Origin of the sequence: Bifidobacterium actinocoloniiforme DSM 22766 (assembly GCF_001263395.1) — a bacterium.
Lineage (GTDB): Bacteria > Actinomycetota > Actinomycetes > Actinomycetales > Bifidobacteriaceae > Bombiscardovia > Bombiscardovia actinocoloniiformis.
In genome coordinates, this window is sequence record NZ_CP011786.1 from 487,920 (window position 1) to 501,852 (window position 13,933).

13 protein-coding genes and 1 tRNA gene are annotated in these 13,933 nt (G+C 62.5%); 13 read left to right on the top strand and 1 reads right to left on the bottom strand.

Annotated features, from left to right (window positions below):
- Window positions 1-42: 42 nt before the first annotated feature.
- The 5 genes from AB656_RS01930 (at window position 43) to AB656_RS07930 (ending at window position 4,141) form a co-directional block, all read left to right on the top strand.
- The gene (locus tag AB656_RS01930) at window positions 43-738 is read left to right on the top strand and encodes a hypothetical protein (RefSeq protein WP_033503459.1); all 696 of its coding nucleotides are present in this window, start codon (window positions 43-45) and stop codon (window positions 736-738) included.
- Complete coding sequence (locus AB656_RS01935; protein ID WP_033503461.1) at window positions 735-1,058, top strand: transcriptional regulator; 324 nt, start codon at window positions 735-737, stop codon at window positions 1,056-1,058. Before AB656_RS01930 ends, AB656_RS01935 begins: the two co-directional genes overlap by 4 nt.
- 152 nt (window positions 1,059-1,210) lie before the next feature.
- Window positions 1,211-1,283: transfer RNA gene (locus AB656_RS01940), tRNA-Asn, on the top strand.
- Between the two features lie 208 nt (window positions 1,284-1,491).
- Complete coding sequence (spxB, locus tag AB656_RS01945) at window positions 1,492-3,258, top strand: pyruvate oxidase (RefSeq protein ID WP_033503463.1); 1,767 nt, start codon at window positions 1,492-1,494, stop codon at window positions 3,256-3,258.
- Window positions 3,259-3,811: 553 nt separating this feature from the next.
- A complete protein-coding gene (locus AB656_RS07930; protein WP_161788279.1) occupies window positions 3,812-4,141 on the top strand; it encodes a M23 family metallopeptidase in 330 nt (109 codons plus the stop codon).
- A gap of 47 nt (window positions 4,142-4,188) precedes the next feature.
- On the opposite strand, the gene AB656_RS01950 is transcribed toward AB656_RS07930, so the two are convergent.
- Window positions 4,189-5,820 (bottom strand): type 1 periplasmic-binding domain-containing protein, encoded by a 1,632-nt coding sequence (locus AB656_RS01950; protein WP_033503465.1) that lies wholly within the window; start codon window positions 5,818-5,820, stop codon window positions 4,189-4,191.
- A gap of 203 nt (window positions 5,821-6,023) precedes the next feature.
- On the opposite strand from AB656_RS01950, the gene AB656_RS01955 reads away from it, so the two are divergent.
- From AB656_RS01955 to AB656_RS01990, 8 genes are all read left to right on the top strand, one after another.
- Window positions 6,024-6,572, top strand: a complete 549-nt coding sequence (locus AB656_RS01955) for a hypothetical protein (RefSeq protein WP_152593106.1) — start codon at window positions 6,024-6,026, stop codon at window positions 6,570-6,572.
- A gap of 39 nt (window positions 6,573-6,611) precedes the next feature.
- Window positions 6,612-8,627 carry an AMP-dependent synthetase/ligase gene (locus AB656_RS01960; protein ID WP_033503469.1) on the top strand — a complete coding sequence of 672 codons (2,016 nt, stop codon included), beginning with the start codon at window positions 6,612-6,614 and terminating at the stop codon, window positions 8,625-8,627.
- An 8-nt stretch (window positions 8,628-8,635) separates the two neighbouring features.
- Window positions 8,636-9,118 (top strand): peptide deformylase, encoded by a 483-nt coding sequence (def, locus tag AB656_RS01965; RefSeq protein WP_033503516.1) that lies wholly within the window; start codon window positions 8,636-8,638, stop codon window positions 9,116-9,118.
- A gap of 249 nt (window positions 9,119-9,367) precedes the next feature.
- Complete coding sequence (gene rpsB / locus AB656_RS01970) at window positions 9,368-10,225, top strand: 30S ribosomal protein S2 (RefSeq protein ID WP_033503471.1); 858 nt, start codon at window positions 9,368-9,370, stop codon at window positions 10,223-10,225.
- Window positions 10,226-10,289: 64 nt separating this feature from the next.
- Window positions 10,290-11,138 carry a translation elongation factor Ts gene (tsf, locus tag AB656_RS01975; protein WP_033503472.1) on the top strand — a complete coding sequence of 283 codons (849 nt, stop codon included), beginning with the start codon at window positions 10,290-10,292 and terminating at the stop codon, window positions 11,136-11,138.
- 174 nt (window positions 11,139-11,312) lie between these two features.
- Window positions 11,313-12,071 (top strand): UMP kinase, encoded by a 759-nt coding sequence (pyrH, locus tag AB656_RS01980; RefSeq protein ID WP_033503473.1) that lies wholly within the window; start codon window positions 11,313-11,315, stop codon window positions 12,069-12,071.
- A 45-nt stretch (window positions 12,072-12,116) separates the two neighbouring features.
- The gene (frr, locus tag AB656_RS01985) at window positions 12,117-12,671 is read left to right on the top strand and encodes a ribosome recycling factor (protein WP_033503475.1); all 555 of its coding nucleotides are present in this window, start codon (window positions 12,117-12,119) and stop codon (window positions 12,669-12,671) included.
- 49 nt (window positions 12,672-12,720) lie between these two features.
- The gene (locus AB656_RS01990) at window positions 12,721-13,716 is read left to right on the top strand and encodes a phosphatidate cytidylyltransferase (protein ID WP_033503477.1); all 996 of its coding nucleotides are present in this window, start codon (window positions 12,721-12,723) and stop codon (window positions 13,714-13,716) included.
- Window positions 13,717-13,933 lie beyond the last annotated feature (217 nt).

Below are 13,933 nucleotides of genomic sequence, written 5' to 3' on the forward strand. Positions count from 1 at the left end.
GGGGGATGTTCAATTGATGACGCACAACAGAAAGGCAGCACAATGACGAAGTTCGATGAAGCCAACCATTGTCCAAGCGTGGCCGGCGACCCTGAATCAATCAGCGATCCCGCCACCGCTATGCGCATCATCGCAAGTGACCAGTCCAAGCTGAACGCCCGGTTCGCCGGCCGAAAACAGGTGATCTTCCTGGTCTGGGGGCTGGCATGGCTGGTGGGCTACCTGGTTCTGGCCTTCTCATCCATGACCCACCACGGGGAGCCGCAAGGGTGGGCCTACGTCCTGTTCGCCATCGCGCTGCTTTGCGGAGCTGTGCTCTTCGTGGCCTTCCATGTCCGGGCCAGTCGGGGATGGCGTGGGCAATCGCAGCTGAAAGGCGCAGCCTATGCCTGGTCCTGGCTGTTCGCCTTCGCGGCGGGCATGTCGATTTGCGGCCTGATCGTAGTGCATTTCGACCTGAGCGACTCGATGTCATGGCTTCTTTACAATAGCGTGGCGGCTTTCATCGTCGGCCTGCAATATATGGCTGGCGGTCTCTTAGGCAACTTCGACCTGCCCATGTACCTTGGCGGGCTCTTCATGCTGGTGCTCTCGGTCGCCATGCTCCTGCTGACCAGCACCGTGGGCTTCTTCGTGATGGCCTTGCTGGGCGGAGGCAGTTTCCTTACGCTGGCTCTGGTTGTGCGCATCAACTCCCGGCGGCACAGCACTTCCGGGGTTGAGGGTGGGCGAGCATGAGCGGGGATCTTGATCCGGTCATCCACGCCGCCTCGCGTTTGCGCATTATGGCTGTCCTGTCCCATATGGAAGCGGATGGGGAGATGTCGTTCGAGAACCTGCGTCAACTGTTGGATATGACCGCAGGCAACCTCTCGGTCCACGCGGGCAAGCTTGAGCAGGCCGGTTACGTGCGCATCGCCAAGACCTTCGAAGGCCGTAAGCCAGCCACCTACCTGTCTTTGACGGACAAGGGCCGGGCCGCCTACCAGAACTACTTGCTGCAACTGCGCGCGCTGCTGACAGGGGAAGGCACCGCAAAGGGCGAGTCGGAGGGGTGAAGTCCCGGCGGTCCAGGTACCCAGGCGTCTGGACCGTATCCTTCCCTCCCTTGGCGCCCCTGACCCATCCGATTCGACACGCCAAGTTTGCGGAAGGGCGGGCGCTCCGCTACTATACATAAATTGTGTTCAGCGAAAGTTGAACGCCGCATTCCCGCGTAGCTCAGTTGGCAGAGCGTCTGACTGTTAATCAGAATGTCGCTGGTTCAAGCCCAGCCGCGGGAGCTCGTCTCCTGGAGAGTGATTGGTTCTCCTTAATTTGCAGGTTTCCTGCCTCCTTGTGAAGTTTCATACGCATTCGCGTAAGCCCTCCCTTTGGAACCGTGATTCGTAATAGGCTTGTAGTAGCCCTTGCGCGGTGTTGACGATGACCCGCTCCAAGGTATTCCAAGCAGACTGACCCATCTCGTCTGCCCCGTACAGGAGGTTGTGCATGTCAAACGGAACGACTGCCGAAGGCAGGATCAACGCGGGCGACGCGGTATTGCGAGTTCTGGAGCAGTGGGGGGTGCCGCGCATCTATGGTCTTCCCGGAGGCTCTTTCGACTCGATGATGAATGCCCTCCACAACGAGCGCGAGCGCGTGGATTTCATCCAAGTTCGTCATGAGGAAGCGGGCGCTATCGCGGCCGCCGCCGAAGCCAAGCTGACTGGACGCATCGGCGTCTGCTTCGGGTCCTCCGGCCCCGGTGCGGCCCACCTGCTCAACGGCCTGTACGACGCTAGGGAGGACGGCGTACCCGTCTTGGCGCTCGTCGGCGAGGTGCCCCAGCAATTCATGAACACGGACTTCTTCCAAGCCATGGACGAAGTGCCGATGTTCACCGACGTGGCAGTCTTCGACAAGGCCGCCACCAACGCCCAGGGTCTGCCCGTCCTGGTTGATGAGGCCATCCGCCGCGCTTATAAGTACAAGGGCGTCTCGGTGGTCATCATCCCCAAGGACCTGGCCTGGGACGACATCGTCGATCTGCCGGTGGCCACCGCGAAGAACTTCCGCGAACCGGCTCCGATTCCGCCCCGCCCCGATTTGATTCAGGAGGCGGTCAAGCTCGTCCAGTCGGCCGAACGCCCTCTGCTGTATTTTGGTATAGGGGCCAAGGACGCTCATGACGAGCTGATTGAAATGTCAGAGAAGTTCAGGATGCCTCTGACTTCAACTTTTCCTGCAAAGGGCATCGTAGAGGACGGCTACCCGGCTTACCTGCAGTCCGCTGGCCGCGTAGCCACAAAAACCGCCAATGAGGCCCAGTACGCCTGTGACGTGATGCTCTGGGTGGGCTCCGACAACCCCTTCGGCTCCCAACTCGTATCGCCTCACACAAGGATCGTTCAGATCGACACCGACGGCGCCAAGTTGGGCAAGCGCTTTGAGCCCGAGGTGGCCCTGGCCATCCAAGCGGACGCCAAGCTGGCCCTGCGAGCGATTTTGGACGCCGGTCAGGAGCAGGAGTCCAAGCCCTTCTTCCGGGCCTGCATCAAGAGCAAGGAGAACTGGAACGAGTGGATCGACTCCTTCAAGGACGATGCCTCTACCCCGCTACGACCCGAGCCCATTTTCAACATCATTAACGAGCAGATGGAGGATGATGACATCTTCATCCCCGACGTGGGCAATGTGGACATCAACTTCCTACGCCTGGCCAAGATCAAGCCGTCCAACCGTTGGTGCGTCTCCGGCAAGCACGCCACGATGGGCTTCGCGGTCCCAGGCGCTTTGGCGGCCAAGCTGGAGTACCCGGATTCCACCGTCTACTCCCTGTCGGGCGACGGCGGTTTCGCCATGCTGAGCGAGGAGGTTCTGGCCCAGCTCAAGTACAACGCGCCGGTCATCAACGTGGTCTTCTCCAACGAGTCCTTGGGCTTCATCGAGGCCGAGCAGCTGGATGACTCCCATCAGCCCTTGTCTGGCGTGGACCTGCCGGACACGGACTGGGCCAAGGTGGGCGAGGGCTACGGGGCACTGGGCTTCACAGTGCGCACCCTGGACGATGCTAAACGGGCGTTCGCCGAGGCTAGGGCCGCCGACAAGCCCTCGGTCATCGACGTCAAGCTCACCCGCGAGCGTCCATTGGACACCCGCTACATGCACTTCTCCGAGACTTGCGAGGATCCCGAGCAGGTTAAGCGGTTCCAGGACCGTCTGCAGGCTGGTTCGCTCAAGTCCCTGGCATACTGGATGGCCCAGGAGAGCAAGTAAGTGCTCCAGCGGCGTGAGCGCTTATGGAGGGGGGAGGGTTACCTGAGCCGATGAGTCGGCCGAACCGAGTGAGGGCCCCGGTCCGGTCGGCTTCGCCTCGCGCGGTTTGTCGTCATCAAGCCCGCCTGCGAGCGGGACCTCGGCACATTCGACCACATTGCCTTGTGAGCCTGGCCTCCGCCGGCTACCGGGGCGAGAATAGGGTTCCTGACCGGCGGTCGTCGGTCTGAAGCGCAGGGAGCCCATTGTGATGAGTGAATCGGAGTCAAACCGACGGCTGGCAGTCCGCCGCCGAGCCATGAGGCGTTGGTTGGCGGTGCGTCGCGCGCTCAGGCTTCGAGCTCTTGCCATGGCGCTGCTCGTGCTGGGCCTGGGCCTGCTACCGGTTTCGCCCCTAGCTTCGGCAGCCCTTCCTCCGTCCGGTTCCCCACAGCGGGGAGTGGCAGGGGAGGGCTCCGGAGGGTGCGGTCCAGCTTGGCTTTGGCCGTTAGCGCCCGCCGATGGCGGCCCGCCAAGGATTCTTGCGGCTTTTGACAATCCGTCCAAGCCCTGGATGCCCGGTCACCGAGGCGTAGACTTGCAGGCCGCGGTCTCCGAGCCTATATTGGCGCCCGAATCCGGTGTCATCTCCTTTGCTGGGACGGTGGGCGGCAAGGATGTCGTCAGCCTCAGAATAGGGGGATTGACCTCCAGTTTCGAACCTGCCACAACCCAGAAGCCCTTGGGGAGCCGGGTGGCACGTGGACAGGCGTTCGCTAGGGTCGAAGGCGGTTCCGACCATTGCGATGGGCGCTGCCTGCACTGGGGGTTACGCCATGATCGTAAGAGCTACCTGGATCCAATCGGGCGAACCCACGCTCACAGGATCGTGCTGAAACCATGACCGGTGAGCGTCTGCTGGGCCCAAAATAAGCTTATGCAACCTCGCCGTCAGAGCCCGGCATCGGCCAGTTTGATATAGCCGGTGTCAATGAGCGAGCTCTTCAAATTCGATGCCGAGACGGCGAGCAGGGGCCGGGACAGCACGGGAAGCTGCCGCCCTTGCCGGTTCTGCTGGCTGACGTATTCCAAGCCCGTCAGTCCTTGGCCTGCGTTTAAGCTGCGGCAGACCACAGCCAGTTCATTGGCCAATCCTTGCCGGTCCTCAATGCCGGTCATCCACTGCCGGCCCTTCACGATCTGGGGGATATTGTAGGTGTAGGCGCCGTAGCCCGTGATGATCGGCCACCGGTGTTCGTTCTGCGAGGCCTCATTGGATCGGTCCCGTCCCTCTTGATCGCCCTGCTCGCTGGAGTTGGAGCTGTCGGAGGGTCTGGGGTGCGGAACCGCGTGGCGTTGGAGGTCCTTCTTACCGGTCATATTGCCGACGATGTCACCGATCGAGATTTCGGGGTTGACGTCGGCGGAGGAGCCGGTGTACCCCATGTCGGTCAGGGCGGAGATCGCGCCGGAAGCGATGAAGTCGTTCATGGCGATGACACCATCGATGCGCTGGCTCTTGCCAGCAGCCTCCGCTTTCTCCATCCGAGCGGTCAACTGCTTATCCGAGATCCCGATGTCCGAACCCGGGTCGAACGCCACTGCGCGCCAGTCCTGTTCGCTGCTCTTGCCGTCCAAAAGCCCGGAGGGGCTGATGGCCCGTCCGTCCCGGAAGTACGGAGCCAGCACCCCCCATACCCCCTTGAAAGCATCCTGGGCGAAGCGGTCGGCCGAGGCGTTGGCCTGTGGGTCCTCCCGATCGGAAGCGCTTCGGGGGAGCATCACCTCCACTGCGCGTGGGTCGGTTCTGCTGGCCTTGTCGAGCTCAAGCTTGCTAACCAACTGCTGGGCCTGCAGGCGCCCTACCGCCTCGGCATTGGACATGCCCACCAGCAGGTCGGGCGTGAGCGTGGGCAGGTCGCTGGAGAGCAAGACCACGTGCATGCCATCCTTTTGGGCCAGTTTGAGAGAGGATACCAGCCGCTGGTAAGCGTTGTCCTCCTGCTGGCGCTCGTCTTCCGCCTTGTCGCCGCTGCCGGGGTTTTCGGACTGGTCGGTTTTCCTGGAACCCGCCTGTTCCTTCTGCGGTTGCTGGATGGGGTATCCGACGTAATCGCCGTACTGCCTGGCAAGGGCATCGGGCTGGGCCGCCGGCGCCACGACCAGGGTTGTAGCCCGGGCCGCCGCCGACTTGGAGGGCGATGGGGCACCGTCGCTGCGGGCGCGGTGGGAGAGGTGGGATACCACGTAGTCCTGCACCTGCCGGCTCTGCTCGTCCAGGTTCTTGCCGGTGCTGGTCGTGACCTGGTCCTTGTCGAATCCCAGCTTGGTCAGCGCGTCTTTGAGCTCAGGGGTGAATGCCGCCCACTTGTTTATCGGTGTGTGCTGGGACAGTGTAAGGCCGTCGGAAGGGGTGAAAATCGCCGCCGCTTGCGTCGTCTGCGTGCTGGCGGTCGGCTGCTTGGGGGAGGCCTCAGGGGCCGGTTCGCTCCAGGAGCAGGCCGACGCGCTGACCAGCAGGCACACGCCCACCGCTGCGCTTACCGTTTTGGTGACCACTGCTTGTGCGCGTGTGAGCTCCACCACCGCTCCTTCGTATGTTTCGTGTGTGCGCCCCTAACCACCGAGACTAGGCAGAGGCGGGCTGACAGGTCCCCATTGTATGGCCTTGCATCCACATGCGCACACTCCACAGGGCTGCGCTTGCCGCTGGCGGAGCATGCTTGCGAAACTGATGGCGCGGGCCGTGACCCCAGGATCGGCCACATGGAGAGAAAGTGGATGCTATGAGCGAAGCGGTTTCTGGCCGAGCCGGGCTTGGCCCTGTGACGATGTCCCATCCTGCGCAATGCTGGCCCAAGAGGCAGGGCTCCGACCGGATGTCCATACGGACCTCCATCCCCATAGGCGGCGGGACGGGACTGACCCTTCCGGTGCGGTACGTGGACGCCGAACTGGCATGGAGGCCCCCGGACCTGTCCCTGGTCCACTCCCTGGCAGGCCAGGCCTCCTTGCTCGCTTGCAAGGCCTTCGATGTGGCGCGTGGGCACTTCGACCCCCGCTTGTTGTCCGGTTCGCTCACCCCCACCTGCCTGGAGCGCCTGACCTTATTCGCCCGCATCTTGGAGGGCTCGGATTTCGGCAGAGTGCGAAAGGCGGATTTCGGTTGGTCCTTCCCGCCGATCGTGCCGATGGAGGCTGAATTGTTCGCGGTGTGGCCTGGACGATTTGAAGCCGTGGTATCCCTGTCCCATGTCAAGGAGCACTTCCGGGCCAATGTCTCCTTGGAGGCCCGGGGAGGCGGTTGGATTTGCACCTTGCTCGACCTGGGCTGAATCAGGCCATTGACGGGCCCAACTCATATAGTTGAGAGTATGTTGCGTGAATACAAAGTCGAGGATATGCATCCGACGACCGACAAGGACACTATTTATTCTCTCCTGGCCCACCGCGTCGAGCGCGATCCCCAGGACTTGATCGCCCAGTGGCAGGACCCGGACAGCCGCGCCTGGCACGACGTGACCGCGGGGCAGATGCAGGAGCGGGTTCGCCAGGTCGCCAAGGGGCTTCTGGCCCTGGGCGTGCGCAAGGGATCCATGGTCGTGATTTACTCGGCCACCTGCTATGACTGGGGGGTCACCGACTTCGCATGCGCAGCAATCGGCGCGGTCTCGGTGCCTATCTACGAGACCGATTCGCCTAAGCAGGCCGAGTCGATCGTCAAGGATGTGGACTGCGTCATCGCTTTCGCCGGCGACGCCGAACACGCCCAGGTCCTGGAGCGGCTGCGCGACGACCTGCCTAGCGTCAAGTATGTCTTCAACTTCCAGGCCGAGGGCCTGAACGCCGTGTGCGATTTCGGCCAGTCGGTCACCGACCAGGAACTGGACCAGGCGATCTCCCAGGTGAGCGCCGACGACCTGGCCACAATCGTCTACACCTCGGGCTCCACCGGCAAGTCCAAGGGCGTCATGCTCTCCAGCAGGAACTTCACCCATATCGTGTTCGCGGGCTGGGAGGTCCTCTACCACATGCTGGCGGCCCCCACCAGGCTCATGCTTTTCCTGCCCCTGGCCCATTGCTTCGCCCGGTACATCCAGTACGTGGCGATCGGCGCCCAGGGCGTAGTCGGTTATGTCTCCAACACCCGTCACCTCCTGACGGACCTGCGCTCCTTCCGGCCGACCTACCTGCTGGCCGTGCCCAGGGTCTTCGAGAAGGTGTACAACGCAGCATCCCAGAAGGCCGGCACTGGGCTGACTGGCCGCATTTTCGCTGGTGCTTTCCAACACTTCGTCAACTGGTCCAAGGATGAGCAGGGAGGCCGTGGCCATTCGCTGACCGCGCGTATGCAACACTCCTTCTATATGAAGGCCGTGGGTGGCAGCATTCGTTCGGCCCTGGGCTCGAACTTGAGCTTCCTGGCTTGTGGCGGCGCGCCGATGAACGCCGACCTGGCCCACTTCTTCAACGGGATCGACGGCATCACCTTCATTCAGGGCTATGGCATGACTGAGACCGCCGCCCCTTGCTGCGTCAACTTCGAGGACGCCAATGAAGTGGGCTCCGTCGGCCGGCCGGGCCCCGGCATCGCGGTGCGGTTGAATGATGACGACGAGCTGATGGTCAAAGGCCCCTGCGTGTTCATGGGCTACTATAAGAACCCGCAGATGGACGCCACGGTTAAGGAGCCGGATGGCTGGCTGCACACCGGCGACCTGGCGAGGATCGACGATCATGGCTTCGTCTTCATCACCGGCCGCAAGAAAGACATCATCATCACCGCCGGCGGCAAGAACGTCTCGCCCGCGCCTATGGAGGAGACCATCTGCACCTGCCCGATCGTCTCCCAGGCCGTAGTGGTCGGCGACGGTCGCCCGTTCGTTGGCGCGCTCGTCACCCTGGATGCCGGAATGCTGGGCGCCTGGCTTAAATCCCAGCATTTGGACGAGTCGATGGGGGTGGAGCAGGCCTCGCACAACGATGCGGTGCGGGCTTTCATCCAGCAGTATGTGGACCAGGCCAACAGCGATGTATCCCGGGCCGAGTCAGTGCGCAAGTTCGTCATCCTCGACCAGGACTTCACTGAGGAGGACGGCACGATGACCCCCTCCCTCAAGGTGGTTCGCCCCAAGGTCCTGGAGCACTACGCCGACGTGATCGACCACGTGCTTTACGCTCCCAAGCCCGCAGGCGCCAAGCCCGCCTCGGCGCCAAAGCTGCGCGTCAAGGCGCCCGAGGCGGTGGCTCCTGTGCTCTCCAAGGCCAAGGACAGCGTGAGCGGGTCTCTGGCTACGGTCACCGAACGCCTGCGTGAGGCCAAGGCCGGTGAGCAGGACGAGGCCGAGCCTCGTCAAGACAGCGACAGCGACCAGCATGAAGGGGAGTGAGCGCGGCTGTGACCATCCGAGAGATTCGCGTTGTGCCGGACCCTGTACTCAGAACGCCCTGCGAGCCGATTGAGCGTATCACCCCTGCGGTGCGGCGACTGGTGACCGACTTGGTCGACACCGTCAACGACCCAGGCAGGGCTGGCCTGTCGGCCAACCAAATCGGTGTCAGTCTGAGGGCTTTCTCCTTCAATATCGGTGGCCGCTTGGGCTATGTGATCAATCCGGTCATCGTCGAGACCAGCGGCGATCAGCTGGGCGAGGAGGGCTGCCTGTCCCTGCCCAATCTCTGGTACTCGACTCGCCGCGCCGACTACGCCAAGGTGCGCGGCATCGACCTGGACGGCAAAGAGATCACGTTGGAGGGCCGCGGCATCATGGGGCGTATGCTCCAGCACGAGTGCGACCACCTGGAGGGCCACGTGTACATCGACCGCCTGGAGAAGGACGTGCGCCGCCAAGCCATGCGCCGTCTGCGCGCGCAGAGCTAGGCACGACCGGGGGGTGGGGCGCCCCCCGGTCAGCCGGCCGCTGAATGAGAACCCCTTATGCTATGTTCAAACATGCGCGTCGTGCTATGCTTTCCACGCTGTCACGGGCGGGGAGGGCTGATGTTGACTGAACCCTAACCAGACGCGCGAAATCGCGCCATGCCCGCGACGCCCTGTGTCGGTCGGCCCATCATGGGCTGCATGCAGGTCCGCATGGCCAGGAAAGAACCGACAACGAAAGGCAATACGATGGCACAGATCACTATGAGCGAGATGCTTAAGGCGGGCGTCCACTTCGGTCACCAGACCCGGCGCTGGAACCCCAAGATGAAGCAGTACATCTTGATGGAGCGCAACGGGATCCACATCATCGATCTGTTCAAGACCCTCGACCGGATCGACCAGGCTTATGACTTCATCAAGCAGACCGTGGCCCACAATGGCACCATCCTCTTCGTAGGCACCAAGAAGCAGGCCCAGGAGGCCATCAAAACCCAGGCCACGAGGGTGAACATGCCCTACGTCTGCGAGCGTTGGCTGGGCGGCATGCTGACCAACTTCCAGACCGTCACCAAGCGCGTGGACCGGCTCAAGGAGCTGGAGGAGATGGACTTCTCCGACGTGCATGGCTCCGGCCTGACCAAGAAGGAGCTCCTCCTCCTGAGCCGTGAGAAGGACAAGCTTGAGCGTCAGCTCGGGGGCATCCGCAACATGAACCGCACCCCTTCCGCCCTGTTCGTGGTCGACATCAACAAGGAGGCCTTGGCCGTCGAAGAGGCGCGCAAGCTGAGCATCCCGGTCGTCGCCCTGGTGGACACCAACACCGATCCCGAGAAGGTCAACTACCCGATTCCCGCCAACGACGACGCGATCCGCGGCGTTAACCTGTTGACCACCCTGATGGCGGACGCAGTCGCCGATGGCCTGTTGGAGCGCTCCAACAAAGCTGCTAAGACCGAGGAGGCCAGCGACCAGCCTATGGCCGAATGGGAGAAGGACCTGCTCAAGAGCAAGGACGGGGACGCTCAGGCCCAGTCCGAGCAGGCTGCGCCGAGCGCCCAAGCCGAGCTTGAGCAGCCGGCCGCCGAAGCCGCGCCCCAGGCCTGATAAATTCATTCGGACGCCCCGACCGGTCCGCTGAATCGGCGGGGCGGAGATTAGAGGAGATAAGATGGCAACAATCACTGCTGCACTCATCAAGGGACTGCGCGACCAGACCGGTGCCGGCATGATGGACGTCAAGAAGGCGCTCACCGAAGCCGATGGCGATGTGGATCGGGCCAAGGAGATCATCCGCGCCAAGGGCATCCAGGCCGCCGGTGCCCGCGAAGGCCGCAAGGCCCAGGAAGGCCTGATCGCCTCCACGGTCGTCGATGGAGGGGCCGGTCAAATCGGCTACGCCATCGAGTTGAACTCAGAGACCGACTTCGTGGCCAAGACCCCTCAGTTCGTCGAATTCGGCGACGAGGTCATCGCCGATGTGGCTAAGTCCGGCGCTTCCAACGCTCAGGAAGCCGAGGCAGCGCAATCTAAGGACGGCACGGTCCACGACACGGTCGAGCAGGCAGCGGCACTCTTCCACGAGCACGTGAAGGTCGGGCAGTTCGCCAAGGTCGAAGGCCCTCATGTGGAGGTCTACGCCCACCGCAAGTCCGTCGAGATGCCCCCGTCGATCGTGGCTGTCATCGCCACTGATGAGGCTGGCGCTTCCGTGGCTCACGAGGCAGCCCTCCAGATTTCCGCGATGAGCCCATCCTGGCTGCGTCGCGAGGATGTGCCGGCGGATGTGGTCGAGTCCGAGCGTCGCGTGGCCACTGAGAAGTCCCAGGCCGAAGGCAAGCCCGAGCAGATCATCCCGAAGATCGTCGAAGGACGACTGAACGCCTTCTACAAGGAGAACGTCCTGCTGGAGCAGCAGTACGTCAAGGATCCTTCGAAGACGGTCGGTGACCTCTTCAGGCAGGCCGGTGGCCAGGCTGTCGCCTTTGCCCGGCTGGAGGTAGGCAAGGGCGAGGAGTGACGCGGCGAGTTCGCTCCTGTCATAGACTTTAGGCTCTGAGTCGGAGGAGGAGGGCCGTCCCTTAGCGGGGGCGGCCCTCCTCGCGTACGCGCCCCTTGTCGCTCTGAGACGGTAAACTCTTCTGAGATGGCGGCGCTTGGCGGGCCGTCATGATTCAAGCTAGAAAGGCTTTCTATGACCTGCTCCCAGGCGCAAGACAATGAGGCGGGCGGGGCTCGCAGGGTCCTTCTCAAACTCTCCGGAGAGGCTTTCGGGGGAGGCGCGGTTGGCGTGGACGTCAAAGTCGTCCAGCGAATCGCTCGGGAAATCGTGGCGGCTGTGCGCTCAGGTGTCCAAGTGGCCATCGTCGTGGGTGGCGGCAACTTCTTCCGGGGCGCCGAGCTCAGTCAGGCGGGTATTGAGCGCTCTCGCGGTGATTACATGGGCATGCTCGGCACCGTCATGAACTGCCTGGCCCTCCAGGACTTCCTGGAGCAGGCCGGCCAGGCCACTCGCGTGCAGACTGCCATCACCATGGGGCAAGTGGCCGAACCCTACATCCCCTTGAAGGCCATCCGTCACCTGGAGAAAGGCCGGGTCGTGATTTTCGGCGCCGGCGCGGGTCTGCCTTATTTCTCCACTGACACGGTCTCCATCCAGCGGGCCTTGGAGATTCACTGCTGCCAGGTTCTGATGGGTAAGAACGGGGTGGATGGCGTCTACACGGCGGACCCACGTAAGGACCCGAATGCCAACATGTTCGTACGCTTGAGCTACCAGCGCGCCCTGGTCGACAACCTGGCGGTCATGGATGCCTCGGCCCTGTCGATGGCCCGTGACAACAACATGTCCATACGTGTCTTCGGCCTGGAGGGGGAGGGCAACGTCACCCGCACCCTGGAGGGTGAGCAACTGGGCACGCTGGTGTGCGGTCAGGAGTCCCTGACTCGCTGAGGGAAAAGCCGCAAGAATCGTCAAAGACACAATAAGGAGCGCAACATGGCAACAGTGGTAGACCAGGCCAAGAGCCAGATGGACAAGACCATCGAATCGACTAAGGAGAACTTCTCCGGCATTCGTACCGGGCGGGCCAACCCCTCCCTCCTCAACGGCATCATGGTGGATTACTACGGAGCACCCACGCCGATTAAATCGCTGGCCTCGGTTGCCGTCCCCGAGCCGAGGACCTTGGCGGTCACCCCCTTCGACAGCTCGCAGGCCGCCGCAGTCGAGAAGGCGATACGTGACTCAGAGCTGGGCGTCAACCCGAACCGTGACGGCAATGTCATCAGAATCACCCTTCCTGAGCTGACCGAGGACCGTCGTAAGGATTACGTCAAGATCGCAAAAACCAAGGCGGAGGACGGCAAGGTCGCCCTGCGCAACATACGCCGTAAGACCAAGGAGGGCATTGAGGCCTCCGTCAAGGATGGCGACCTGGGTGAGGATGAGGGCGACCGGCTTCAGAAGGAGCTGGACACGCTGACCAAGCAGATGAGCACTCAGATCGACCAGCTTCTGGAGAGCAAGCAGAAGGAGATTCTGGAGGTCTGACCCCAGCGCCTAAGGCAGGGTCGTCGGTAGCATTGGCGAGAAGGAGACCATGAATCAGTCGCAGGAGCAGGAGGCGGATCAGACCCTCGACTCCATCAATCGGCGTACCGGTCGCAATATGCCTCAGGCCATAGCCACAGGCGTGCTGCTGGTGCTGGTAATCGTGGCCTGTGTCCTGATCAGGCCGGATGCTTTCATGCTGCTCATCGTCTTTTTCATGACCTTGGGCCTATGGGAGCTGCGGGTGGATTTCGCCACGGCCGGCATCGACCTGCCGATTTTGGCCCTCTGGATTTGTTCGGCGGCCACCATGCTGGCCATGTTCTATAGCAGCGACCACGTGGCCGCCATGATCATCGGGGTCCTCTTGACCGCTGTGATAGTCACGATTGGCTCAGGCTTGCGCGGCCGGGCCAGTCGTCGGCTTGAGCGGGCGGTCCTGGGCAAGCGCGAACAGGCCGACCTGCCCAAGCGCCCCGGAGAGGACGGCTTCGGAAGGGATGCTGCTGCAGGTCTGGGCCCGCATGAGCGAGGAAGCCGCTACATTAACGCCAGCGTGGCGTTGTTGACCGTGGTCTACATCACTTTCCTGGCTTGCTTGATTGTGCTGCCAACGACTTTCGGGCATCCAGTTGCCCACGCCATGATGGCGGTCTTCCTGCCGGCTGTCAGTGACATCGGCGGTCTCTTTTTCGGGGCCTGGTTAGGCAAACACAAGCTTTCCCCACGGATTTCGCCGAAGAAATCCTGGGAGGGGTTGGGCGGCTCCATGCTCTTGTGCGCCGTCGCCTCATGCGCCATCTTCGCTTGCACCTTCCCGAGCCGGACCTGGTCGCAGCTCTGGTTCCCTGCCATCTGCCTAGGCGCCATGGTAGGTGTCACAGGCACCTTCGGCGATCTGAGCGCCTCCCTGATCAAGCGTGATTTGGGCATCAAGGATATGGGTCATCTCTTGAAAGGGCATGGGGGAGTGCTGGACCGGGTCGATTCGATTCTGATGTCCGCCCCCTTCATCGCTGCTTTCCTCTGGATTACCGGCCTGTAGGGCCGGCATCCCCTCCTGGCTGCCGTCCATCGCCGCACACGGTCTGGGGTATTTGACCGCCGGAGACCAGTGACGACGGAAACGAACGGCGGTGCGTCTCCTATCGTCCGGAAACTCCCGGTGTGACCGCGAAGAACGCCTTCATAGGGCGCCAGGGCGTCGGGGAAAGCCTTCCCGAGTGGATTTTACGGTACGACCACCTAGTTTCTTCGCCATC

Excerpts from the sequence above, each read along its gene's own strand:
- AB656_RS01930 (WP_033503459.1), top strand. The coding sequence starts at position 43 with ATGACGAAGTTCGATGAAGCCAACCATTGTCCAAGCGTGGCCGGCGAC.
- AB656_RS01935 (WP_033503461.1), top strand. The coding sequence starts at position 735 with ATGAGCGGGGATCTTGATCCGGTCATCCACGCCGCCTCGCGTTTGCGC.
- spxB (WP_033503463.1), top strand. The coding sequence starts at position 1,492 with ATGTCAAACGGAACGACTGCCGAAGGCAGGATCAACGCGGGCGACGCG.
- AB656_RS07930 (WP_161788279.1), top strand. The coding sequence starts at position 3,812 with ATGCCCGGTCACCGAGGCGTAGACTTGCAGGCCGCGGTCTCCGAGCCT.
- AB656_RS01955 (WP_152593106.1), top strand. The coding sequence starts at position 6,024 with ATGAGCGAAGCGGTTTCTGGCCGAGCCGGGCTTGGCCCTGTGACGATG.
- AB656_RS01960 (WP_033503469.1), top strand. The coding sequence starts at position 6,612 with ATGTTGCGTGAATACAAAGTCGAGGATATGCATCCGACGACCGACAAG.
- rpsB (WP_033503471.1), top strand. The coding sequence starts at position 9,368 with ATGGCACAGATCACTATGAGCGAGATGCTTAAGGCGGGCGTCCACTTC.
- tsf (WP_033503472.1), top strand. The coding sequence starts at position 10,290 with ATGGCAACAATCACTGCTGCACTCATCAAGGGACTGCGCGACCAGACC.
- pyrH (WP_033503473.1), top strand. The coding sequence starts at position 11,313 with ATGACCTGCTCCCAGGCGCAAGACAATGAGGCGGGCGGGGCTCGCAGG.
- frr (WP_033503475.1), top strand. The coding sequence starts at position 12,117 with ATGGCAACAGTGGTAGACCAGGCCAAGAGCCAGATGGACAAGACCATC.
- AB656_RS01990 (WP_033503477.1), top strand. The coding sequence starts at position 12,721 with ATGAATCAGTCGCAGGAGCAGGAGGCGGATCAGACCCTCGACTCCATC.